18 protein-coding genes are annotated in these 23,063 nt (G+C 62.8%); 7 read left to right on the top strand and 11 right to left on the bottom strand.

The window, feature by feature from the left end:
- From mraY to J8C05_RS03135, 4 genes are all read right to left on the bottom strand, one after another.
- On the bottom strand, positions 1–1,113 hold the full coding sequence (mraY, locus tag J8C05_RS03120; RefSeq protein WP_058866580.1) for a phospho-N-acetylmuramoyl-pentapeptide-transferase: 1,113 nt from the start codon (positions 1,111–1,113) through the stop codon (positions 1–3).
- Between the two features lie 9 nt (positions 1,114–1,122).
- Positions 1,123–2,544, bottom strand: coding sequence for a UDP-N-acetylmuramoyl-tripeptide--D-alanyl-D-alanine ligase (locus J8C05_RS03125; protein ID WP_211422746.1), 1,422 nt, complete (start codon positions 2,542–2,544; stop codon positions 1,123–1,125).
- Positions 2,545–2,589: 45 nt separating this feature from the next.
- Positions 2,590–4,092, bottom strand: a complete 1,503-nt coding sequence (locus tag J8C05_RS03130; RefSeq protein ID WP_211422747.1) for a UDP-N-acetylmuramoyl-L-alanyl-D-glutamate--2,6-diaminopimelate ligase — start codon at positions 4,090–4,092, stop codon at positions 2,590–2,592.
- 75 nt (positions 4,093–4,167) lie between these two features.
- A complete protein-coding gene (locus J8C05_RS03135; RefSeq protein WP_211422748.1) occupies positions 4,168–5,715 on the bottom strand; it encodes a PAS domain-containing protein in 1,548 nt (515 codons plus the stop codon).
- 353 nt (positions 5,716–6,068) lie between these two features.
- Between J8C05_RS03135 and J8C05_RS03140 the strand changes: the two genes are divergently transcribed.
- Both J8C05_RS03140 and J8C05_RS03145 read left to right on the top strand, forming a co-directional pair.
- Positions 6,069–6,542: a GreA/GreB family elongation factor gene (locus tag J8C05_RS03140; protein ID WP_211422749.1), complete on the top strand. Its 474-nt coding sequence runs from the start codon at positions 6,069–6,071 to the stop codon at positions 6,540–6,542.
- A 185-nt stretch (positions 6,543–6,727) separates the two neighbouring features.
- Positions 6,728–7,720: a lytic transglycosylase domain-containing protein gene (locus J8C05_RS03145; RefSeq protein WP_211422750.1), complete on the top strand. Its 993-nt coding sequence runs from the start codon at positions 6,728–6,730 to the stop codon at positions 7,718–7,720.
- A 90-nt stretch (positions 7,721–7,810) separates the two neighbouring features.
- Here the strand turns inward: J8C05_RS03145 and J8C05_RS03150 are convergent, their stop codons facing one another.
- Positions 7,811–8,788, bottom strand: a complete 978-nt coding sequence (locus J8C05_RS03150; protein WP_058866574.1) for an AAA family ATPase — start codon at positions 8,786–8,788, stop codon at positions 7,811–7,813.
- A gap of 238 nt (positions 8,789–9,026) precedes the next feature.
- Between J8C05_RS03150 and J8C05_RS03155 the strand changes: the two genes are divergently transcribed.
- The gene (locus tag J8C05_RS03155; protein WP_211422751.1) at positions 9,027–9,395 is read left to right on the top strand and encodes a hypothetical protein; all 369 of its coding nucleotides are present in this window, start codon (positions 9,027–9,029) and stop codon (positions 9,393–9,395) included.
- Positions 9,396–9,536: 141 nt separating this feature from the next.
- Here J8C05_RS03155 and J8C05_RS15690 read toward each other — a convergent pair whose 3' ends face one another.
- Complete coding sequence (locus tag J8C05_RS15690; protein ID WP_343316657.1) at positions 9,537–9,848, bottom strand: type II toxin-antitoxin system PemK/MazF family toxin; 312 nt, start codon at positions 9,846–9,848, stop codon at positions 9,537–9,539.
- 158 nt (positions 9,849–10,006) lie between these two features.
- On the opposite strand from J8C05_RS15690, the gene J8C05_RS03160 reads away from it, so the two are divergent.
- On the top strand, positions 10,007–11,161 hold the full coding sequence (locus J8C05_RS03160; RefSeq protein WP_211422752.1) for a glycosyltransferase family 2 protein: 1,155 nt from the start codon (positions 10,007–10,009) through the stop codon (positions 11,159–11,161).
- Between the two features lie 26 nt (positions 11,162–11,187).
- Here J8C05_RS03160 and msrP read toward each other — a convergent pair whose 3' ends face one another.
- Both msrP and J8C05_RS03170 read right to left on the bottom strand, forming a co-directional pair.
- On the bottom strand, positions 11,188–12,165 hold the full coding sequence (msrP, locus tag J8C05_RS03165) for a protein-methionine-sulfoxide reductase catalytic subunit MsrP (protein WP_211422753.1): 978 nt from the start codon (positions 12,163–12,165) through the stop codon (positions 11,188–11,190).
- Positions 12,166–12,185: 20 nt separating this feature from the next.
- Positions 12,186–14,312 (bottom strand): S9 family peptidase, encoded by a 2,127-nt coding sequence (locus J8C05_RS03170; protein ID WP_343316638.1) that lies wholly within the window; start codon positions 14,310–14,312, stop codon positions 12,186–12,188.
- 206 nt (positions 14,313–14,518) lie between these two features.
- Here J8C05_RS03170 and J8C05_RS03175 point away from each other — a divergent pair, with 206 nt between their 5' ends.
- The gene (locus J8C05_RS03175; protein ID WP_211422755.1) at positions 14,519–15,469 is read left to right on the top strand and encodes a PhoH family protein; all 951 of its coding nucleotides are present in this window, start codon (positions 14,519–14,521) and stop codon (positions 15,467–15,469) included.
- Positions 15,470–15,506: 37 nt separating this feature from the next.
- Here the strand turns inward: J8C05_RS03175 and lpxB are convergent, their stop codons facing one another.
- Entirely contained in the window at positions 15,507–16,724 is a 1,218-nt protein-coding gene (lpxB, locus tag J8C05_RS03180; RefSeq protein WP_211422756.1) for a lipid-A-disaccharide synthase, read from the bottom strand.
- 27 nt (positions 16,725–16,751) lie between these two features.
- A complete protein-coding gene (locus J8C05_RS03185; protein WP_211422757.1) occupies positions 16,752–17,768 on the bottom strand; it encodes an NADP-dependent oxidoreductase in 1,017 nt (338 codons plus the stop codon).
- A 98-nt stretch (positions 17,769–17,866) separates the two neighbouring features.
- Here J8C05_RS03185 and recO point away from each other — a divergent pair, with 98 nt between their 5' ends.
- A complete protein-coding gene (gene recO / locus J8C05_RS03190; protein WP_211422758.1) occupies positions 17,867–18,658 on the top strand; it encodes a DNA repair protein RecO in 792 nt (263 codons plus the stop codon).
- A complete protein-coding gene (locus J8C05_RS03195) occupies positions 18,580–21,312 on the top strand; it encodes a PIG-L family deacetylase (protein WP_211422759.1) in 2,733 nt (910 codons plus the stop codon). The genes recO and J8C05_RS03195 overlap by 79 nt, the downstream gene beginning before the upstream one ends.
- On the opposite strand, the gene J8C05_RS03200 is transcribed toward J8C05_RS03195, so the two are convergent.
- Entirely contained in the window at positions 21,309–23,057 is a 1,749-nt protein-coding gene (locus J8C05_RS03200) for a serine hydrolase domain-containing protein (protein WP_211422760.1), read from the bottom strand. The two genes, J8C05_RS03195 and J8C05_RS03200, sit on opposite strands and share 4 nt — an antisense overlap.
- Positions 23,058–23,063: the final 6 nt, after the last annotated feature.

Consider the following 23,063-nt stretch of genomic DNA (forward strand, 5'->3'; position numbering starts at 1 on the left):
TTACCGTAGCTTGAGCGTCGCCAGGGCGACGAGGGCAAAGAAAATCTGCACGATGAGAAAGCGGAAGACGATTTTGGATTCCTTCCAGCCGGTAAGTTCAAAGTGGTGGTGCAGCGGCGACATCTTGAAAATCCGCTTGCCGATGCCGGTCTGCGGGTCCTTCGTCAGCTTGTAGTAACTCACCTGCAGGATGACGGAAAGCGTTTCGATGACAAACACGCCGCCCAGAATGACCAGCAGCAGTTCCTGTTTGATGACGATGGCCACGCAGCCCATGCAGCCGCCAATGGCCAGGCTGCCGACATCACCCATAAACACTTCCGCCGGCGGCGCGTTGAACCAGAGAAACCCCAGGCTTGCGCCGGCCAGTGCCGCGCAAAACACAGTGACTTCAAGCGCCGGCGGACTGGGCGGCAGGTTGAGGTAGAGTGCCAGCTCGGTCAGACCTGTGACATAGCACAGCAGGGTGAGCGTCAGCGCGACGACGAACGTCGTGCTGATGGCGAGGCCGTCGAGGCCATCCGTCAGGTTGACGGCGTTCGAGCTGCCCGTCATCACCAGCAGCATAAACGGCAGATAGAGCCAGGCTGTCAGGTCGGGCTGGAAATCCTTGAAAAACGGCACACTGAGGTAGGTGGCATAGTTGCCGAAACCGATGAGAACGCCCCCGATGACCAGAGCCGTCGTCACCTGTCCAAGGAGTTTCCACCGCCCCTGCAGGCCGAGGTTCTGCCGCCTGGCGATTTTCAGGTAGTCGTCCAGAAAGCCAATCGCCCCGTGCGCCAGCAGGGCAAACAGGACCACCCAGACGTACAGGTTGCTCAGATCGGCCCACAGGAGCGTTCCGGCGACAATGCCCGTGATAATGAGCACGCCGCCCATGGTCGGCGTTCCTTTCTTGGCCTGGTGCGCCTTGACGCCTTCTTCCCGGATTTCCTGCCCGTATTTGAGGCGGCGCAGCCAGGCAATCATCGGCGCGCCGAGCAGAAGACAGATGAGTGTGGCCGTCATCGCGGCCAGCAGGGCGCGAAAGGAGGGATAGCCAAAAACGCGGAACGGGCCAAAGACCTGGTATTTCAGGTGCAGAACTTCATAGAGCAGGTAGTAGAGCATCGCGCGTGCCTAAGCCGGCAGGGCCTCCAGACAGGTTTCCAACCGTACCCCCCGTGAACCCTTGATGAGAATGACATCCCCGGACTGGACGCGGTTGGCCAGCCAGCGGCCGGCTTCGGACGCAGTTTCAACGAAATCCGTGATCATCCCGTGGTTTGGTTCAGCCTGAGCGGCGGCAACCAGATCGCGGGCCTGGCCGGCGACGCCGAGCAGCATGTCCACCCTGGCACGAGCGAGCGCGCGCCCGCAGGCGATGTGCATCTCCCTGGATTGCTCGCCGAGTTCGAGCATTTCGCCGGCGACAACAATCCGCCGCCTGGCGTCGGGCACCTGCTCCAGCAGCCGCACGGCTTCCTGCAGGGCGACGGGGTTGGAGTTGTAGCTGTCATCCACGACGGTAAATCCGCCGGCGTAGCGCCGGACGACGCCGCGATGGGGTCCCGGCTGCGCCAGCCGGAGCTGGGCGGCGATGGCGTCCGGGCTGACACCGAAGTGGGTCGCCACGGCCGCCGCTGCCAGCGCATTGCTGATGTGGTGTTCGCCAACCAGCGGAAGTTCGACAGCCGCCTGTCCTTTCAGCGTGGAAAGCGTAAACGTCGTGCCCAGCAGCCCACGGGAGGTGACATCGAGTGCTGTGACGTGGGAGGCTTCGTTCCGTCCGAAGTACATCACCTGCGCCCCGCTGTGTTCCTGCCGCCGCGCCAGAACGATGGCCGCCATGCGGGCTACGCGCGGATCGTCGGCATTCAGAATGGCCGTGCCCGTCGGCTTCAGCCCGTGGACGATTTCCGCCTTGGCTGCGGCAATGCCTTCCAGCCCGTCGGGAAAGTTCTCGATGTGAACCGGGGCGACATTGAGGACAACACTGACATCCGGGGGCGCAATCTCGCACAGCCGCGCGATTTCGCCTTTTTCGTTCATGCCCATTTCGAGCACGGCCACGTCGTAGTCCGCCATGCGCCGCCCGTCCGAAAGCATCTGGAAAACGGCCAGGGGCAGGCCGTATTCGTTGTTGAGGTTGCCCACCGAGGCGTAGATGCGTCCGTAAGGCGCGAGTGTCAGCGCCGTGAGGTCTTTGGCGGTCGTTTTGCCCATGCTGCCGGTGATGCCGACGATGGGGCGTCCCCACCGGTGCAGCAGCGCCCGGGCCAGTTCCTGCATGGCGCGGAGCGTGTCCGGCACGAGCAGACAGCGGGCGGCTTCGGCCGGTCCCAGTTCCGGCAGCGGGCGATGAATGACGGCTGCGCAGGCGCCACGCGCCAGGACTTCCGGCACAAACGCATGGGCGTCGAAACGTTTTCCGTGAATGGCAAAAAACAGGTCGCCGGGGTGAACGGTGCGTGAGTCAATCGAAAAGCCAACCGGCGTGATGGCGCGCAGCCCTTCAGGGCAGGCAATTCCCAGCAGGTCGGCAAGGTCGGCAAGCGTCACAGCAGGTACTCCGCAGGGATGAGGGTCTGGTTGTGGCCGCGCACTTTACTCCATTGGCGTTCCTTTGTCCGACCGAAGCCGACGGAGTGCCTGGCGGGCTTCTTCGCGGTCATCGAAGTGAATGGTCAGGTGATTGAGAATCTGGTACGTCTCGTGTCCCTTGCCGGCAATGACGACGACATCACCGGGTTGCGCCGTTTGAATGGCAAAGGCAATGGCCTGGCGTCGGTCAAGTATCCGGTGATAGGGCTTGCCGACGGCGCGCAGGCCAACTTCGGCGTCATCCAGGATGCGCTCCGGCGCTTCCCGCCGTGGATTGTCTGATGTCAGGATGGTGAGGTCGCTGCCCTGGGCCGCCGCTTCGGCCATCAGGGGGCGTTTGGTGCGGTCGCGGTCGCCGCCGCAGCCAAACACGGTGATGACCCGTCCCCGGCGGAGGCGGGCCAGTTCGCGGGCGGTGGCCGTCACGTTGGCCAGGGCATCGGGGGTGTGGGCATAGTCCACGGCTACCAGCAGATGGTCGTCACTGCCTTCGACCACTTCAAACCGCCCGGGCACGACCGTCTTAGTCACCCCGGCCAGGATGGCATCGGTCGGAACATCGAGCGCCAGCGCCGTGGCCGTGGCGGCCAGAATGTTGTAGGCGTGAGGCGTGCCCACGAGGTGCGTGGCCAGATCGAGCATTCCGCGGGGCGTGTGGAGCGACAGCGCCATGCCGCGCGTGTGAACATCAAGCCGGGCGAGGCGGACTTCAGCACCGGGGTCGTGGACGGCGTAGGTCACAATCCGGGCGCGGCCGTTGATGGCCGTGATGATGTCGGGCGTGCGGGCGTCGTCGGTGTTGAGAACGGCAATTCCGGGAACTTCTCCGTTACGCCCGTCAAAGAGCCGCAACTTGGCGTCGAAGTACCGCTCCATCGTGCCGTGGTAGTCCAGGTGATCCTGGGTCAGGTTGGTGAAAATGGCGGCGGCAAACCGCATGTCGGCGACGCGCCACCGGTCAAGCCCGATCGAGGACACCTCGATAGCGACATGGCGGCAACCGCTGTCCCAGGCGCGTCGCAGGAAGGCCTGCACTTCCGGGGCTTCCGGCGTGGTCAGACGCGAGGGGCGGCGATCATCATCCATGCGCTGTTCAATGGTGCCGAGCAGCGCGGCGTGTCCGTAGGCGGCGCGGAAGATTTCGTAGAGCAGGTAAGTGGTGGTCGTCTTGCCGTTGGTGCCGGTGACGCCGATAACGTGCATGTGATGGCTGGGATGCCCGTGGAGCAGCGCCGCCACTTGGCCAAGGGCACGCCGGGCATCGGCCACCTGAATCCAGGCGGCCGGAAAATCTGGTGGAGCCGGGCGTTCCGAGAGAATGGCCTGGGCGCCACGCGAGAGGGCTTCCGGGATGAAGTCGTGGCCGTCGGCCCGGGTGCCGGGGAGGGCGGCAAAAATACTGCCCGGCTGGCAGGCTCCAGCCAGGCAGGTGATGTCACGTACCTCAAAGCTTTCGCCGCTGACGCAACCGGCAACGGCGGCTGCCACGGCGTGCAAGGCAGGCATGGGCAATAAACTCCAGCGGCGGCAGGAGGTCTGCCGTCAGGTCAATCTTGCGTGGGGGCATGGTGTCCGGCGTGGTCACTGCGGAAGCCCCAGCCACTCGGCAAGCTGTTTGGCATGGTGCTCGATGTTGCGGAACATCTCGAACTGCTGGGGGTTCATCTGCCCGTACTCACCACGGTGTAACAGCTCGGCAAAGCCCAGAACCATCTGAAGTGAGGTACGCATGGCGGTCAACTGTTCGGGCGTGACCTGCAGGGCCGAAGCTGGGGCCGGTGGGGGCGCGAGGTCTTCCATCATCTGGGCAAATTCGGCGCGCAGGCGTGTTTCATCCCGGATGGCAAGGACGCGCCCGCCCGGCCATGGGTCTTGGGCGGGCAACTCCAGCACCACGAACGAAGCCATCATGGACTGCCCGTCGGGAAGTGTCACGTTTGTTGAAAACTGCTGGACTTCAGACGTGACGGCCAGGTGTTCCCAGAGGGGGGCGTTGTCGCCACCGAGTTGCTGGCTGATGTCAAGCAGTGACCGCCCCAGCAGGTCCTGCCGTGGCGCGCCAAGCAGGTATTCGGCCATCGGGTTTACCTGCTGGAGGATGCCTTGGGCGTCGAGCACCATCAGGGCTTCATCGAGGTTTTCAATCAGCCAGTCTGACCAGCTTGCCGGTCGGGCATCTGGCACGCTGGCTGCGGCTGGTTCTGCCATCGGTGCTGCCAGCCCGGCGGTTGAAACCGGCGTTGCTGCACTTGTGGGGGGCATTGCCAGGGTGTCAGTGGGAGGAAATCCCCAGTCGTTGACGGGGGCTAGCGGCGCTTCCATGGGCGCTCCCTGGGGAAAACCTCCGGCTGCCGAAGCAAAATCCATCGGCGGTGGTGGCACGTAGGCGTTTTCTGCAGTGCTTTCGGCCAAGAAAGCTTCCACGGGCTGGGTGGTGGCCAGCGGCGCAGCCATGGGCGGTGCCGGAGTTGGCGGCATGCCGGCGTCCATCCTGTCATCCTGGGAGGGAAAATCTGCCACAGGGGAGGGGGCGGCAGGGGGTTCCGTGGGCGTCCAGCTCAGGTCAACCCTGCCGGAGACCTCGAAGGGAGCGACGGCCGGGGCAACCGGCGGGGCAGTGAGAAGCGCATCCGTCAGAACGTTTGCCGGGGCAACGTTGGGTGCTGGCACATCCGGTGGCAGGTCCAAAACGGGCACATCCACTGCCGGAGGGACAACAGGGGCCTTTTCGTCCAGCGATACGTCGAACCAGTCGCCATCGAGGGGGGCGGCGGTATCCATGGGCGGCGTCTTCCTTGCCGTGTCTGTCGTTGCCGGGGATGAGGCCGCCGCTCCAGGGGGGAGCACTGAGGCCAGAACATCATCGTAGCCATTGGCCGTCCCTTGCGGCGGTGTTTTGGGTGGAGTTGGTGGTGAAGGCTCGCGGTGTCCGCCAGTGAATTGACCGAGCAGGGACTGGACAACACTCCCGGAGGTCCGCACCGGAGGAGGCGGATGGTCGGCCGCGGCAACCGTGGGGGAGACTTCAACCGGAATGACAGGTTCTGTTTCCGGCCGGTCTTTGGGCGCTGCCGATGCGTCGGCAGCCTTGTTGCCGCGAATCACGTTGAGGAGCTTGCTTAAGTCCATCGAGGCCTCCGTCGCTGGTGCGCCGGTGGGGTTGGAATCTTTTGAGGGAGGTGACACCCCGTGGTGTATCCCGTTGTGTGAAGACTAACTTGGTGGTGATATGGCCTGTGGTATCGTCTGGAATGGTTATTTCATTTGTTTTACAACGGCGTACCCGTCGCCCGGGCCCCACCGCCAGGCGACGATATGGACATCCGTCGGTAAGGACAGAAAAACAATAGCCAAGTCTGAAGCCGTCACGAGTATAAATGACCGGTATTCACCCTACAAGTCTTGGCCTGTGATTTGTCCAGTCACCACGTGATGCATCAAGACAAAGCTGCAATATCCATGGATTTTTCGGAGTGATGGCGATGAATGTCAGGGAAAAACTCGAAGCGGAGCTACGGCAGCTCGAACAGGAACTGAAGGTTGATCTTCCGCGCGAACTGCAACGGGCGGCGGCCTATGGCGATCTGCGCGAAAACGGGGAATATCAGGCGGCGCGCGAGCGGGTCCGGCTGGTTGGGGCGCGGGTCGCGGAGCTGCACCAGCGGCTGGCGGCACTGGCCACCATCAATCTTGATTCGTTGCCCCGGGACCGGGCGGCGTATGGTTCCACGCTGCGGGTGCTTGACCTCGATAAGGATGTCGAAGTGACCTACCGCCTGGTCATGCCGGAGGAAGCTGATGTCTCGCAGGGCCTGATTTCAACCTCCTCCCCCCTGGGGCGGGGCTTTATGGGCAAGCAGGCCGGCGATGAAGTCGAAGTGCAAACACCCCAGGGCCTGCGCCACTTCGAGATTCTGAGTCTGCGCACCATCCACGATGACGACTCCACCACTTGAGGCGGCCTGCGGCCGGGACGGTTTCCCACGTGGCGAGCAGCGAGTGGCGAGCAGCGAGTGGCGAGCAGCGAGCAGCGAGTGGCGAGTAGGTTAAGTCTGCTGTGGCTGGGACGGTTGCCCATCCTGCCGGCGGTTGACAGTCCCGGACCTGACACCTAGACTGCCCGGCATCGAAGACTTGGCTTATGACGAACCGAACGATGCAATGGGCCGTGGGGCCCGGGCAGTCGCGGCGCAACCGGCCCGCGTTGTGGCTGATGTCACCCCTGATTTTGCTGGCTGGTCTCTGCCTGACGAATGCTCCGGTGCCCGCCCAAGGAACGGCGCAGGGAACAGGGACACAACCGCGAATGCACACGAATGATGACTTTCGCGTGCCGCGTACGCTTCCGGTGTCACCGGAAGCGCCAACACCGGTTTCAACCGACGCGCCGGCCTCTCCGGCGCTGGCTTCGTCTGCCAACCTGCCGGCTGGCGAAACGGCGACACCACCGGGTGAAACGCCGGGGGAAGCCGTCTCCACCAGTGGCGCGGCCAGTGACACGGCCCGGGAAACACCGCTGTCTGAGCTCGTGGCGCGGCAGGATGCCAATGGCACGTGGATTCTGGTCAGTCGTTCCCTGCCGCCACCTGAGCCCGGAAAGCTGGTGTCGGCTGAGCCGCTGACGCCCATTTCGACTGGCAAGCCGGAACTCGATGCCGTGATTATGGAAATGGCCACCAAGTACGGCGTCGATCCACGCCTGATTGTCGAGGTCATCCGCCAGGAGTCCGGTTTCAATCCCTACGCGGTCTCGCCGGCCGGGGCCAAAGGGCTGATGCAGTTGATTGACGGGACGGCCGCCCGGATGGGAACGCGCAATGTCTTCGACGTGCGCCAGAACATCGAAGGCGGAGTCAAGTACCTCCGCCTGCTGCTGGATATGTTCAGTGGCGATGTCTCGCTGGCGCTGGCCGGGTACAATGCTGGCGAACATCGCGTGATTCGCAGCGGTTATCAGGTGCCCAACATCACCGAGACGCGCCACTATGTCAAAACCATCATGGCGCGCTATGGCAGGTCCTCCCATCGGGTTGCCAGGCCCAAGCCGAACGCCGCGCCGGTTCCCGATGAGCCACCCCCGCCGCCCTTGCGCGTCTTCGTTCAGGACGGCGTTGTTCTGCTGACCAACCGCTGATCAGGCTTACCGCTCAGGATTGCTGCGCCGGCGAATGCCCCGACTGTGGCCGGTGCCTGTGCCCCTTTTGGATGTGTCCACTGCCGGGGATCACAGGGGCACGGCCACGGTTTTGAGAATTTCTTCGAGTGCCGACCGGGCGTCATCGGTTTCGCGTCCCCCACCGGCATAACGTGGACTGACGATGACCCGGTGGGAGAGGACCGGAATGGCGAGGCGCTTGATGTCATCCGGCAGGCAGTAGTCGCGTCCGTCAAAGAGCGCCTGCGCCTGTGCTGCGCGAAACAGCGCCAGGCTGCCCCGTGGGCTGACACCCATTTCCAGCAGTTCCGATGTGCGGGTGGCGTTGACGATGCGCAGCAGGTAGTCCACCAGGGCGTCATCCATCCGCACCGTACGGGCGCGTTCCTGCAACGCCAGCATATCCGCCGCCGACAGCACCGGTTTCATCTCCAGCAGGGGATCGCGACGGGCCTTGCCGAGCAGGATTTGCCGTTCGTCTTCGGCTGAGGGATACCCCATGCTGAGGCGCATGGTGAACCGGTCGAGCTGGGATTCCGGCAGGGGATAGGTCCCGTGGTGTTCGACGGGATTCTGCGTCGCCAGGACGATGAAGGGCCTGGGCAGGTCAAACGTCTGGTTTTCAATCGTCACCCGTCCTTCGGCCATGGCTTCGAGCAGGCAGCTCTGGGTTTTGGGCGTGGTGCGGTTGATTTCGTCAGCCAGAACGACGTTGGCAAAGATGGGGCCCGGACGGAACTCGAAACGGCCGGAAGCCTGGTCATAGACACTCAACCCCAGGACATCGCTGGGAAGCAGATCGCTGGTGAACTGGATGCGCTGAAAGGAGCAGTCCAGGGCGCGGGAAAGGGTACGTGCCAACGTGGTTTTGCCGACGCCAGGCACGTCCTCGATGAGCAGGTGTCCATCGGCGACGAGCGTGACCAGGGCCAGGCGGACGACATCGTGCTTGCCCCGTACGACGGTCTCGATGGCGGACTCCAGTGCCTGCAACTGCTCGGCCACACTCGACAGGCCCGACACCACGGGAGAAGAAGATGGCGTCACCGTTCAGTTACTCACTTTCTTGCGGACGGGATATTCCTGCTGGTGTATGACTTTGAATGTACGTCATACCATGCCGCTGACCAGTCTCGCAGCACACAGTTGCCGTCTGGCGTTGTCGTAAGGGGCATCCGGCGTGCGGCCGTGGGAAGGTTATGGACCGGAAGGTTGCGGGCGAAGGGACGGCGAGACATCCAAGGAAGCCTTCACCTTGAGGTCTTCACCTGGAGGGAAGGGAGCTATGGCGACGTTTGAAATCCGTGATGGACAACTGGCGTTGAAGTTTTCCCCGCTGGAGAAGCTGGGCGGTTTGCGTTCCGGCGCTACCGTCGGACTCGAGGACATCCAGGCGGTTGAGAAAGTGGATGATCCGTGGGATATCCTCGATGGCCTGCGCTTTGGCACCGGCATCCCGTGGGTCATTGTGCTGGGGACGATGCTCCGGCAGGGCGGCAACGATGTGGTGGCTGTGTACCGCCGGGACCCGGCGGTTGTCGTCACCTTGCGGCCTGGCGCGCCCTACCAGCGTCTCATTGCCACCGTGCCACAGCCGGAGCAGGTTGTGGCTACCCTCCAGACCGCTCTGAAAAACGAACGCAGGAAAACCTGACAAGAAAGCCTGAACTGGTGCGCTACTTTATGCTGCGCGACTGGTTGGGGGAACGACTTGGGTTGTGAGGCGTTGGTTTGCTGAATTTCCACTTCCGCCTGCCCACACTGCAAGTGATTGGTGAAAGCACCGCTTGGGCACTCACCGTCTGTCTGCAAACATCTCTGTCAGCACCCCTGGCACCGCCCGTCCTGTCTCACGGGTCCTCACTCCAAGTCGCCTGACCAGGCGTTCCCTGTCCACCGTCCGCAACTGATCCAAAACCACCTGTCCTTCTTTCCCCCCAAACCGGCACTTCACTCGCGTGGGGTACTCCCGCCCCTTCGTCCACGAAGCATACTGGTTGTGGATGCCAGTGGTGGCAACCCGAAGCTTGCTACACCGGGCAACATACTGGGCCGGCTGTGGTGAGCAGCCCGGCTGTCTGCTGGCGTGATTCGGTGATGCCGTCAGCCAAAGTCCATGCCGCTGGGTCCAGGGTGGTTCGGCTGCTCAGCCACCTTGAGACCGCTTCGGGCACTTTTGGCACTGGTTCCGTGGCGCTAAGCTTGAGCACGTCGGGTAACGTCCGCAGTTCGTTGCACAGCACGTCCAAAGGCTGGCATCACACCATGGAACTTCTGCTTCAAAGCCTGGCCATCGTGACCGGTGCCGTTCTGGTGGCTTCGCTGGTTGCCCTTGGGCGCGGCAACCGGGCCATCCGCTTTCTGGCGGATGCCGTCGGGCCGGATGTCCGCCCACAGGCGACCGTCAGCATCATTGTCGCGGCCCGCAATGAAGCCGACACCATCGAGCCGGCGCTGCGGTCACTGCTGGCCCAGGACCATCCGGGGCTGGACATCATCGTGGTCAATGACCGTTCCACCGATGCCACCGGCGACGTTCTGGCCTGCCTTCAGCGTGAGTTCCCGGCGCTCAAAACCGTGACCGTCACCGCGCTGCCTTCCGGCTGGCTGGGAAAAAATCACGCCCACTGGGTCGGAGCGCAGGCAGCCACCGGCGATTTCCTGCTCTTTACCGATGCCGACATCATCATGCACCCCAGCGCCGTGCGCCGTGCTGTGGCCTTTGCCCTTGCCGAAGGCCTTGACCACGTCGCCGTCGGGCCCGAGGTCCCCCTGCCCGGCTTCTGGCTGACGGCCTTTCTCGGCACCTTCACGATGTGTTTCTCGATGTTTGTGCGTCCGTGGCGGGCGCGCGACCCGCGCAGTACGGTCTTTGTCGGCATTGGTGCATTCAATCTCGTCCGCCGCACGGCCTACGAGCGCGCCGGTACGCACGCTGCCATTCGGATGCGGCCCGATGACGACATGAAACTTGGCAAAATCATCAAGCTGGCCGGCGGACGACAGGAACTGGTGGCCGGCAAGGAACTGCTGTCCGTCACCTGGTATCACTCCCTGGGCGAACTCATCCGGGGGCTTGAAAAGAACACTTTTGCCGGTATGGATTACAACCTGGCGCTGGCTGTCGCCGGGCCGCTCACGCTGTTTCTGCTGTTTGTCTGGCCCTGCCTGGCGCTGCTGGTGACAAGCGGCTGGGTGTGGCCGGTCAACCTGCTCAACGTCGGGCTGGGGCTGGCGCTCTATGCCGACAACTCGCTGCGGTACGGCGTCCGGTGGCGACACGTCCCGCTCTTTCCGCTGACCGTCCTGCTGATGATGTTCATCGTGTGGAATGCCACCCTGCGAACCCTTCTGGGGCGCGGCATCACCTGGCGCGGCACGTATTATTCTCTCGCCGAACTCAAGGCGAATCGGGTCTAGGCTGCCTTCTGAATGCGGGGCGGCGTTCAGTAGAAGGTTCTCAGGTCCATGCCGGCATAAAGATGCGCTACCTGGTCGGCGTAGCCGTTGAACAGCAGGGTCGGCCGTCGGGTGAGCTCACCAATGCGCCGTTCGGTGGCCTGGCTCCACCGGGGATGACTCACCGCCGGATTGACGTTGGCATAAAAGCCGTATTCACGCGGTACGGTTTCGCGCCAGGTCGTGCGTGGCATGCGGGGCGTCAGCACAATGCGCACCACCGACTTGATGCTTTTGAAGCCATACTTCCACGGCACAACCAACCGCAGCGGGGCGCCGTTCTGGTTGGGCAGGGTTTTGCCGTACAAGCCCACAGCAAGCAGCGTCAGCGGATGCAAGGCTTCATCCAGCCGCAGCCCTTCACGGTAGGGCCAGTCGAGCAGCCGCCCGCGTTGCAGGGGAAACTGTTTCGGATCGTGCAGGGTCTCGAACGCCACGAACTGCGCCCTGCCCAGTGGCTCGACCAGGTTGAGCAGGGAAGCCAGCGGAAAGCCCACCCAGGGAATGACCATGGACCAGCCTTCGACACAGCGAAGCCGGTACACCCGGTCTTCAAGCGGAAAGCGGCGCAGAAGATCGTCTATGTCGAAGGTCTGGGGACGCTGGACATCGCCTTCAACCGTCACCGTCCAGGGGCGTGTCACCAGCGCGCGGGCTTCATAGGCCACATCGTGCTTGGAGGTCGAAAACTCATAGAAGTTGTTGTAGTGCGTGATGTCGTCGTAGTCCGTCGGCGGCTCGTCAGTCGTCAGACGCCGGTCGCCGACGGGCGCCGTCACCAGCGAACGCGGTCCGGGCCCCGCCGGTGGGCGGCGCGTCGCACCGGCAAAGAGATGATACAGCCCGGCGGTGGCGGCCAGTGAACCTGCCGCCACCAGACCCTGCAGCACCGTCCGCCGCCCGAAATACAGCCGTTCGGGTGTGATTTCCGAGCCTTTGATGTCGGCGGGCCGTTTGATGAGCATAGTTGGGACCGCCGCCCGGCTTACTTCCCGATGCCAAGCTGCGTGAGCAGAAACGTGTAGTAAAACGCCGTTTCGCGCAAGGCATCGTAGCGTCCTGACGCACCGCCGTGCCCGGCGCCCATGTTGGTTTTGAGCAGCAGCAGACGGTCGTCTTTTTTGAGCGTCCGCAGCTTGGCCACGTATTTGGCCGGCTCCCAGTAGGCCACCTGACTGTCGTTGAGCGCCGTGATGACAAGCATGGCCGGATAGTTTCCGGGCTGAAGGTTGTCGTAGGGCGAATACGAGCGCATGTAGTCGTAAGCCGCCTTCTCGTTCGGGTTGCCCCACTCGATGTATTCCCCGGTCGTCAGCGGCAGGGTTGGATCGAGCATGGTGTTCATCACGTCCACGAAGGGCACCTGCGAAATGACCACGCGGAACAGATCGGGGCGCATGTTCGTCACGGCGCCCATGAGCAACCCGCCGGCGCTGCCGCCCTGAATCGCCAGATGCGCCGGCGAGGTGTACTTCTCCCGGATGAGAAACTCGGCACAGGCGATGAAGTCGGTGAAGGTGTTTTTCTTCTGCATCAGCTTGCCCTGCTCATGCCATTCCTCACCCATTTCGCCGCCACCGCGAATGTGGGCAACCGCAAAGATCATTCCCCGGTTGAGCAGGGACAGCCGGTTGGAGGAAAAACCATCGGGAATCGAGACGCCATAGCTCCCGTAGCCGTACAGCAGCGTGGGGTTTTTGCCGGTTCGCCGCAGACCTTTCCGGTAGGTGACGGTGAGCGGGATTTTCACGCCATCGGATGCGGTCGCAAACAGGCGCTTTGTGACGTACTGCGTCTTGTCATAACCGCCGACAACTTCATTCTGCTTGAGCAGGGTTTGCTGGCGCGTAGCCAGGTCGTACTCATAGACCGAGCGCGGTGTGATGGGCGACTCATAGGCATAGCGGAATCTGGTGGTTTCAAATTCGGCATTCGTTGCGCCCCCGACGGCATAAGCCGGTTCAGGAAAGGCAATGAGGTGTGATTTGCCCTGCTCCAGATCAAACACGGTGAACTTCTGAAGACCATCCTCCCGCGTCGTCACAACGGCATGCCGGGTAAACAGGTCAATGGACTCAATCTTGACCTTGGGATTGTGCGGGACGAATTCACGCCAGTTGGATTTGGACGGATCACTGACCGGAGCGCGTACGATGCGGAAGTTTTTGCCGCCATCCTGCGTCAGAATGAACCACTCACCGTTGCGGTGCTCGGCGAAGTAGCGGATGCCTTCGGTACGGGGAAAAAGCACCTGAAACGTTCCCTGTGGCTGGTCACTGGGCAGGTAACGGACTTCACTTGTCGTCGAACTGATGGAGAGCAGCGTGAGATATTTCCGGTCACGGGTACGGTCAAGTCCCAGGTTGTAGAGTTCGTCGGTTTCTTCAAAGATTTCTTCGGTTTTGCCGCCCAGGGTGTGCCGGAAAAGCTTGTTGGAGCGCTTGGTCACCGGGTCTTCAATGATCAGAAACAGGGTCTGGTTGTCGGCCGCCCACTCGACGCTTGTGACGCGCTCGGCGGTGTCCGGCAGGTGCTCGCCGGTGGTCAAATCCTTGATGTGGAGCTTGTACTGGCGATAGCCCGTTTCATCCGTTGTGTAGGCCAGCCGCCGGCCGTCGTCGCTGACAGCAAATGCCCCCAACGCCATGAAGGATTTGCCTTCGGCAAGTTGGTTGAGGTCAACGAGGATTTCTTCCGGGGCATCGAGTGAACCTTTTTTGCGGCAATAAATGGGATACTGTTTGCCCTGTTCGGTGCGGTAGTAGTAGAAAAAGTTGCGGTACAGATAGGGAACGCTGAGGTCGGTTTCCTTGATACGCGCCAGCATTTCCTGGTACAGCTTGTCCTCGAATGCCTTGTGCGGCGCCAGGACACGTTCCGTGTAGGCATTTTCGGCTTCGAGGTAAGCAATCACTTCCGGGTTCTGACGTTTGTCATCGCGCAGCCAGAAGTAGTCATCCACGCGCCGGTCGCCATGCAGCTCGAAAACGCGCGGTTCCGTTTTGGCAATGGGTGGTGTCGGACGGGTTGTTTGTGCCATGACTGCAAGTGAGGCCGTGACCACCACGGCAATAAGCTGACAGGTGAAGGGTTTGTGGGTGAGGTAACGCACGGCGTCGAACCTTTCTGGAAAGAACGGTCTGGGCAGTGAAAGGCGGCCGACCGGGGCCGCCACATGCGGTCATGGAAAATCACACCCGGACGGCGCGTGCAAGTCAGACCGGCTGCCGTTGACACCCGCCGGTGGCTTTACGATAGTAGCCGGCAGGTCAAACCGATTGAATTTTGGTGGTCACGACTCAGTATCAAGGTGGTGGTTTGAAGAAACTGACGCTTCCTGACGAGGGGCTCGAAGTCCTGTTCGGACCCTATGACGAAAACATCCGGTATCTCGAATCCCTGTTGAACGTCCGCATCGGGGCGCGCGGGAGCGAGGTGACCATCGAAGGTGAAGTGTCCGACATGGCCGTGGTCGAGTCCATTCTGACCGACTTTGCCGAACTGGTCATTGAAGGTGCGGCCCCGTCAAGCCAGGAACTGCGTCAGGCTTTCAAACAGATTGCCGATGACCGGACCTCCTCCCTCAAAAGCTTCTTTTCCAAGACCTATCGTTTCAACCCGACCGGGAGGAAAATGGTTTCGGCGCGGACGCCGACGCAGCGCCGCTATCTCGAAGCCCTGCAAACCCACGAACTCGTGTTTGGCATCGGCCCGGCCGGAACGGGAAAAACCTTTCTCGCCGTCGCCATGGGGTTGCATTACCTGTGGCAGAAGAAGGTTTCACGGATCATCCTGACGCGCCCGGCGGTTGAAGCCGGTGAAAAGCTGGGGTTTCTGCCGGGCGATCTGCAGGACAAGGTCGATCCCTATCTGCGTCCACTCTACGACGCGCTGTTTGATCTGGCCGATGCCGACAAGATCACCCGCATGCTGGAAAAGCGCATCATCGAAGTTGCGCCGCTGGCCTTTATGCGCGGGCGGACGCTGTCTGAAGCCTTCATCATTCTCGACGAGGCGCAAAACACCACCTCCGAACAGATGAAGATGTTTCTGACGCGCATCGGCTTCGGGTCGCGGGTGGTGGTGACGGGCGATGCCACCCAGATTGACCTGCCGGCCGGAAAGCTGTCCGGCCTCATCGAGGCCATGACCGTGCTGCGGGACATCCGCGAGATTGCCATTGTCGAGTTCACGAACCGGGATGTCGTGCGGCACCGGTTGGTGCAGCTCATCGTGCAGGCGTATGACCGCGCCCGCCAGAGCGCCTGATGTGCTTCCCGGCAAAGACCTGCCCGGCGAAACACGTTCAGGGGGCGTGGGCGTCGGGTTGCGGCTGCGCCTGAAATGGCAGCGCCGCCCGATGCGGGAGCGCCGTCAGACGCTGCCATACGGCCTGCGCCGCACGCGCCGAAGCGCCAGTTTCGCCCAGTCGCGCCCGAATGGCGGCATAGACGGCCTGCAAACGTTCCCGTTCCGCCGTCTGGTGCAGCAGGTCGTGCAGCCGCCGGGCAATGTTTTCGCCGGTGACGTGTTCCTGGAGCAGTTCCGGCACAGCCACTTCACCCATCACATAGTTGACAAGTCCGACGTAAGGCAGCGGGGCAAAGCGTCGCAGGTACATTGCCGTCAAGGGCGCGACCTTGCCGACGATGACCATCGGAATGCCAACCAGTGCCGTCTCCAGCGTGGCGGTGCCCGAAGCGACAACGGCCGCCTCCGCCACGGCGAGCGTTTCATAGAAGGCGTCCGGGATGAGCTTGACCGGGAGACGGGCCGGCCGCAGCCACGGCGTGAAATCGTCCTCTGCAAGCGACGGTGCACGTGGAATCACAAAGCGCAGCGATGCGTCATGACGCGCCAGCTTTTCGGCCGCGTCGAGCATTGGGGTCAGATAGTGGCGCAGTTCCGACCGGCGACTGCCCGGCAGCAGGGCAATGACGCGGCTATCGGTGCCAAGTCCGAAACGTTCCCGAAGGAAGCGTTTTTCATCCGGCGAGAAACGCGGCACACGGTCGAGCAGCGGATGCCCGACGAAGGTCACATCCATGCCATGGCGGGCATAGAAGTCCACCTCGAACGGAAACAGCACGAGCATGTCCGTCACGAGCCGTTTGAGCTGCGAGACCCGTCCGCTGCGCCAGGCCCAGACCTGCGGGCTGATGTACCAGATGACCGGAATCTGCCGTCGCCTGAGTTGACGCGCCAGACGCAGGTTGAAATCGGGAAAGTCAACCAGAATGGCTGCATCGGGGCGGTCGCGGTCAAGGCCGGCCACGAGTTCCCGGAAGGTGCGCCAGATGGTCGGCAGATGACGTACCACTTCGACAATACCAATGACGCTGACGGCTTCCATGCGGATGAGCGGCGCAACGCCGGACGCCGCCAGACGTTCGCCGCCCATCCCGTGAAACCGTGGCGGAGCCACGCCGTTCTGCCCGGCCAGAAGGTGCATCTGGTGGATGAGTTCCGCCGCGTGAGCATCGCCAGAAGCTTCTCCGGCGACAATCAGAACGTTGTGCGTCATCGTTGCGTCAGTCAGCAACGGGCTGCGTCAGGGTTCATCCGAGACCTTGACGACAAGTTTGCCGATGTTGGAGCCGTCAAAGAGTTTCTGCACGGCCCTGGGTGCCTGTTCGAGACCTTCAACGACATCGAGCCGGTACTTGAGGCGTCCCTGGGCAATCCATTCGAGAAGCTGCGGGATGGCTTCCATGGAGCGGGGCAGGTAATCGAGCACGATGAAGCCTTCGATGCGCAGCCGCTTGCTGACGACGAGCAGGAAGTTTGCCGGCCCGGCGGGTGGTTTCTCACTGGTGTACTGCGAAATCGCGCCGCAGGCGACAACGCGCCCAAAGTTGTTCATCCGGGCCAGCGCCGCATCGAGAATTGCGCCGCCCACGTTGTCAAAGTACACGTCAATGCCTTTCGGGCAGTGCTGTGCCAGTGCGGCCGCAACGTCTTCGTGCTTGTAGTCAATGGCGGCGTCAAAGCCCAAATCCTCGACAATCCAGCGGCATTTTTCCGGCCCGCCGGCAATGCCCACGACGTGGCAGCCTTTGATGTTTCCAATCTGGCCGACCAGCGAGCCGACGGCTCCGGCCGCGGCCGACACCACAAGGGTTTCGCCCTCTTTGGGGCGGCCGATGTCGAGCAGGCCGAAGTAGGCCGTCAGTCCAATGGCGCCCAGAACGCCGTGATAGAGCAGCAGGGAGTGGCCGGGGATTTTGGCAATCGGCGTCAAACCCTGTCCGTTGCCGACGTAGTAGAGCTGCCAGCCAAGCAGTCCCTGAACAAAGGTGCCCACCGGAAAGCCCGCGTGCCGTGAGGTTTCAACCACACCGACGGCCACGCCGCGCATGACATCTCCCAGCGGCACGGCCGGAAGGTAGGAATCCTGCGCCGCCCAGATGCGGTTCGTCGGGTCGAGCGAGAGATAGATGTTGCGGACAAGTACCTGCCCATCCGCAAGGTCGGGAACGGGTTCTTCATGCCAGGTGAAATCGCTATCCTTGAAGTTGCCCACCGGACGGGCAGCCAGTCGCCACTGGCGGTTGATGTATTCGGCCATGTGCCGGAAGATTCCTTTCATTGCAGGGTGTCGCTGATGGTGCGCCCAGGCGCGCACGGCGCAAGCATGCTGGATTTTGAAGCCACTGCAAACCTCGTATGTCGGCGGCAACGACGTTACACACCAGCGACGCTTTCGTCCTCCGTACCTACCCGTATGGCGAAGCGCACAAAGTGGTCGTGCTGTTTACCCGCAGCGGCGGGCTGGTGCGCGCCGTGGCCTACGGGGCCCAGAGCAAACGCCAGAAGTACGGCGCGGCGCTGGAGCTGTTTTCCGAGGTGAGCGTGGTGTACCGCGAACGCCAGGGACAGGAACTTGTGTCGCTTGTGGCCTGCGATGTCAAGCGCCTGCACTTCGCGGCAACGTCCGATCCGGTTCTGATGGCGATGCTGGCCTACTGGGCCGAACTCACCAGTGAGCTGTTTCCGGCACATCAGGCCAACGACCCTGTATATCGCCTGCTCGCCGCAGCGTGCGATCTGGCCGACCGCCACGCGCAGACGCCACGGCCGGAAACGCCTGATGCCCTGATGGTCTATGTTGAAACCTGGCTCCTGCGGCTGGCCGGTTTTCTGCCGGACTGGAAACACTGCGCCCGGTGTGGTGTGGATTTGCTGTCCACGCCAGCCGCGCGCTTGTCCGCTGACGGCACGCCGGGCTGCACAACCTGTCTCGCGTATGGGCGGGACATCAGCCTGCCGGCGCGCCGGGCTTATGCCGCAATACAGCGTCAGTCGCCGGGTGATTTCTGGCATCATGCGCCAGCCGCCGATACACTGGCCGAACTGGCCGCGCTCAACGGACAACTGGTATGTCTGGCGTTGGAGCGCCCTCCAAAGAGCCGGGCCGTCTGGCAGCAGCTTCGGGACGGGATGGCGTCTGTCACCTGAACCATCTGGAGGAACGACGGCCGGCGGTCAAGGAAACCACAACGATGCGTCTCGCTTTGACGGTGATATGGCTTCTCTGGCTGGTGGCAGGCGGGGTGCGTCCCCTGTTTCCGGCAGCGCACGCCCAAGTGCGCGGCTATGATGCGCCGGGTCTGGTTGGGCTTCAGCTTCAGCTCCGGCGGCTTCCGACAACGGCCAGCGTCCTGCACATCGGGGCCCATCCCGATGATGAGGATTCGGCGCTTATCGCCCGTCTGGCGCGGGGGGATGGCGCGCGGGTGGGCTACCTTTCGCTGACCCGTGGCGAAGGCGGGCAGAACATCCTGGGACCGGAGCAGGGCGAGGCGCTTGGGGTGATCCGTACCGAAGAACTGCTCCAGGCGCGCGCCCTCGATGGCGGCGAACAGTTTTTTACCCGCGCCTTTGACTTCGGCTTCAGCAAGACCCGCGAGGAAACCGAGGCGAAGTGGAATGCCATGCACGGCCCCGATGCCATTTTGCAGGACGTGGTCAAAGTCATCCGCCGGTTCAAGCCGCTGGTCATTGTCTCGCGCTGGGGCGGGACGCCCCGTGACGGCCACGGCCATCACCAGTACTGCGGCTATCTCACGCGGCTGGCCTTTGCCAAAGCCGGCGATCCCGACTGGCATCCCGAACTCGGCCCGGCCTGGCAGGTGCAAAAACTCTATGTCAGTGCCGACGTTGCGCCGCCGGACAATCCCCATCCGCCGCTCAAAATTCCCACCGGTATCTATGACCCGGTACTCGGACGAACCTGTTTTCAGGTGGCCATGCATGGGCGCAGCCAGCACAAGTCACAGGAAATGGGGGCGCTGGAGCCGGAAGGCGAGCAGTTTTCCCAGGTGAAGCTCGTCGAAAGCCGCGTGCCAACGGACCCAGCCAACGAAAAGAGCCTGTTTGATGGTCTGGACACCAGCCTGTGCAGCCTGGTGGAGGCGTCGGCCCCGGAGGAAGCCCGGCAGTTGCTCGCTGACATCCAGACGATGGTGGATCGTCTGGCGGCAGGCTGTGTCACGCCGACGGAAGCCTATCAGGTTCTGACCGAAGCCTACGCAAAGCTGATGCGGTGTCGGCGGTTGCTTGACGGCGCGCCACCGGAAAGTATGGAGCCGGTCGGCATTGGCGAAAGATATGGGCCGGGTAAAGCGCCCCCGCCGCCGTCATCGGCGCTTGATGTCAAGTGGGAGCAGTTGGGGCGGGCCTTTCTACTGGCCGCCGGGTTTCAACCGGCGGCCTGGGCTGATGTTGAAACTGTGACCGAAGGCGACACACTCAATATCGTGTTCACCCCCTGGCAGATGGACGCGCCCCGTTTCGAGATGGGCAACTTCATCATGTCTCTCCACGTGGATACGACGTGGCTGGAGGAGAAACGTTTTCCAGAGGGCTACCTGGCGTCAGTCCGCTTGAAGATAACGCCCCACCCTGACTGGCCGGTACGCCCGGGCCGGTCGGTGTTGGACATTTTCGGGTATGGGCGCATCTTTGGGCGGCCCTGTCAGTTTGGTGTCCCGCTCAGGTATCGCTACGCTGATCCGGTGCGCGGTGAAGTGCAACGGGAGGTGGAACTTGTACCGCCGCTTTCGGTCAGCCTGAGCGATACCCTGCTGGTTGTTCCGAAGACTGACGAACGGGAGGACGAACAGGAATCAGCGCCGCAGCGTATCGTGGCAACCGTCACCAACCATGCCCAGACGGAACGCAGCGGCAGCGTCAAACTCGATGTTCCCCGTGGCTGGCGCGTCACACCTTCCGAAGTTGCCTTCACGCTGCCGCCAAAGGGAAAGCAACCGTTCGTCTTCGAGGTGGTTGTTCCACCGGCGACACCAGCCCGGCGTTACACCATCTCGGCCACCGCGACGAGCAACGGTCAGCGGTATGACCGCACTATGCAGGTCATTGCCTATCCGCACATTCCAACCCGCCGTCTCTATCCGCCTGCCCAGTTGACCGTTCTGGTCAGTGACATCCGGGTTGCCCCAGTCAAGGTGGGGTACGTCATGGGCAGCGGGGACCTGGTGCCGCAGGCCATCCGGCGGATGGGATTGCCGGTGACGCTTCTGGATGAGGACACGCTGGCCACCGGCGATTTGCAGGCTTTTGATGTCATCGTGGTGGGGATTCGCGCTTCACAAACCCGCCCGGACTTTGCTGCCGAGCACGCCCGTTTGCTGGAGTACGTCCGGCAGGGCGGGACGCTCATCGTGCAGTACCAGCGCCCAGACTACGTTGTGCGGGGGCTTCCACCCTTTCCGGCAACCATGGCGCGGCGCACCACGGATGAAACCGCCCCGGTCACGGTGTTGCAGCCGGACCATCCAGTATTCAACGTGCCGAACCGGATCACGGCGCAGGACTGGGAAGGCTGGGTGCAGGAGCGGTCACTGTACGACTGGGACACCTGGGATGACCGCTACACGGCGCTGCTGGAAAGCCACGATGCCGGAGAAGCGCCCAACGCCGGCGGGCTGGTCATCACGCGGCTGGGGCGGGGACACTACATCTACACCGGCTATGCCTGGTTCCGGCAGTTACCGGCCGGAGTGGCAGGGGCCTATCGCGTCTTTGCCAACATGTTGAGCCTGCCCGCCGGGCGCACGGCGGAGCTTCCCGGTCAGCACCCGGCCCGTTAGCGCCAGCGTCCGGCCAGAGGCAGGTCGCCGGGAAGTCCGAGCTGAACCGCGAAGTCGGCAAAGCCGGGCGTGTTTGAGTTGCGCAGAAAAAACGTCCCCTGGCGATAGACGCCGAAGGTGTCAAAGCCCTGTCCCGTCCAGTCGCCGGCAACGGGCAGGTCGCCGGCCAGACCGTAGAAGAAGGCCACGTCCGCAAAGCCGCTGGTGTTGGTGTTGCGCAGGTAGGCAAAGCCGTCCGACGGCCGGAAGCAGCCAACGGTTGTGAACAGATCGCCGTTCCAGTCACCAACCACGGGCAGGTCGTTCGGGTTGCCGTAGTTGATGATGTAGTCGGCAGGGCCGGCGTCGTTGGTGTCGCGCAGCAGGAAGACGCCGTTCCGGTACACCCCAATCGTGTCGCGTCCATCGCCGTTCCAGTCGCCGGCCACGGGTCGGTCTCCCGGTGCGCCAAAGTCGAACACCACGTCGGCGACACCGGGGCCGTTGGTGTTTTTGAGAAAGAACCGTCCCTGCCGGAAAATCCCGATGGATTGCACGCCGTCGCCATCCCAGTCGCCAACTACGGGGATGTCGCCGGCCTGTCCGTAGAAGAAGTTCATGTCCGCGAAGCCCGAAGCATTGTCAAACTTGAGGTACACGTTGCCGTTGCCGGGGCGCACCCCAACCGTTCGGGGACCGGGACGGGGTGGCGTGGCCTGCTGCACGGCGTTGTTGACGCTGGCCCGGAGCTGTTCTGTAAGCTGAAAGACCTGACTGAGCGGTGTTTGGGCAAAGAAGACGCCCAACGCCCCGGTGCGGTAGTCAATCCACGGCAGCGTGCCAAGCGCGCCGCCGTCGCTGACGTTGATGCCAACGCCATTGCTGTCGAGCGTATTGAGCCACCATCCGAAGCCATAGCGGGTGTCCGCCTGTCCGTAGCCCTGGTAGGGCGAGGAAACAATGCGCGCACCTTGGGTCTGATCGCGGCGCATTTCCAGACAGGCTGCGGCCGACAGGACGCGCTGCCCCTCGAAGATGCCGTTGGCATAGAGCATGGTGAGGAAGTTCAGGTAGTCGTCGAGGGTTGACCACATGCCACCGGCCACGCGCGGATTGGCGGTGAAGTCACCCGATTCCGTAAAGGCTGTGCGCGTCATGCGGCACGGCGTGAGGATGTTCTGCCGCACGAAGGTGTCAAACGGTGTGCCGGTCACCACTTCGACCACGCGCCCGGCCACATGCATCGAGGCGCCGCCGTAGAAAAACTCCGTACCCGGTTGGGCGCGCAGCGGCGTGTTTTCCTGCGCAATGATGGCCACGGCCTGTTCCAGCGTGATGGTTGGGTTGTCGAGGGCAGCGGAAGCGCCGCGCATCCCCGAAGTGTGCGCCATACACTGCCGAATGGTGGGATTTGCCCGCTGGGTTGAGCCGGCAACGGGCATGTCGCGGAAAGCGGGCAGGTATGCGCCAACCGGGTCATCGAGCCGGATCAAGCCCCGATCCACGCAGACCATCACGGCCGCCATGGAAATCAGTTTGGTTGAGGAAGCCAGAAAGACCCGTGATTCGGTGGTGAAGGGGACGCCGAAGGCGAGGCGTCCATAGGCTTCCCGGAAGATCAGGCGATTACGGTGGCGAAGGCTCAGGGACAGCCCCGGCGGCTGACTGGCAGCGACCGCCGTCTGGAGTTGGCTGCGGACGCCGCTCAGATCATAACCACTGGCAAAGGCTGCCACGGAAGCTGTGGCTGTCGTCCGTGGAAACATGAATCC

The organism is Chloracidobacterium sp. N (assembly GCF_018304765.1).
Lineage (GTDB): Bacteria > Acidobacteriota > Blastocatellia > Chloracidobacteriales > Chloracidobacteriaceae > Chloracidobacterium > Chloracidobacterium aggregatum.

Bases quoted from the DNA above. Each gene is read 5' to 3' on its own strand.
- J8C05_RS03155 (WP_211422751.1), top strand. From the start codon at position 9,027: ATGGCGACGTTTGAAATCCGTGATGGACAACTGGCGTTGAAGTTTTCC.
- recO (WP_211422758.1), top strand. From the start codon at position 17,867: ATGTCGGCGGCAACGACGTTACACACCAGCGACGCTTTCGTCCTCCGT.
- J8C05_RS03195 (WP_211422759.1), top strand. From the start codon at position 18,580: ATGTCTGGCGTTGGAGCGCCCTCCAAAGAGCCGGGCCGTCTGGCAGCA.
- J8C05_RS03135 (WP_211422748.1), bottom strand. From the start codon at position 5,715: ATGGACTTAAGCAAGCTCCTCAACGTGATTCGCGGCAACAAGGCTGCC.
- J8C05_RS03160 (WP_211422752.1), top strand. From the start codon at position 10,007: ATGGAACTTCTGCTTCAAAGCCTGGCCATCGTGACCGGTGCCGTTCTG.
- lpxB (WP_211422756.1), bottom strand. From the start codon at position 16,724: ATGACGCACAACGTTCTGATTGTCGCCGGAGAAGCTTCTGGCGATGCT.
- J8C05_RS03140 (WP_211422749.1), top strand. From the start codon at position 6,069: ATGAATGTCAGGGAAAAACTCGAAGCGGAGCTACGGCAGCTCGAACAG.
- mraY (WP_058866580.1), bottom strand. From the start codon at position 1,113: ATGCTCTACTACCTGCTCTATGAAGTTCTGCACCTGAAATACCAGGTC.
- J8C05_RS03130 (WP_211422747.1), bottom strand. From the start codon at position 4,092: ATGCCTGCCTTGCACGCCGTGGCAGCCGCCGTTGCCGGTTGCGTCAGC.
- msrP (WP_211422753.1), bottom strand. From the start codon at position 12,165: ATGCTCATCAAACGGCCCGCCGACATCAAAGGCTCGGAAATCACACCC.
- J8C05_RS03185 (WP_211422757.1), bottom strand. From the start codon at position 17,768: ATGGCCGAATACATCAACCGCCAGTGGCGACTGGCTGCCCGTCCGGTG.
- J8C05_RS03200 (WP_211422760.1), bottom strand. From the start codon at position 23,057: ATGTTTCCACGGACGACAGCCACAGCTTCCGTGGCAGCCTTTGCCAGT.
- J8C05_RS03145 (WP_211422750.1), top strand. From the start codon at position 6,728: ATGACGAACCGAACGATGCAATGGGCCGTGGGGCCCGGGCAGTCGCGG.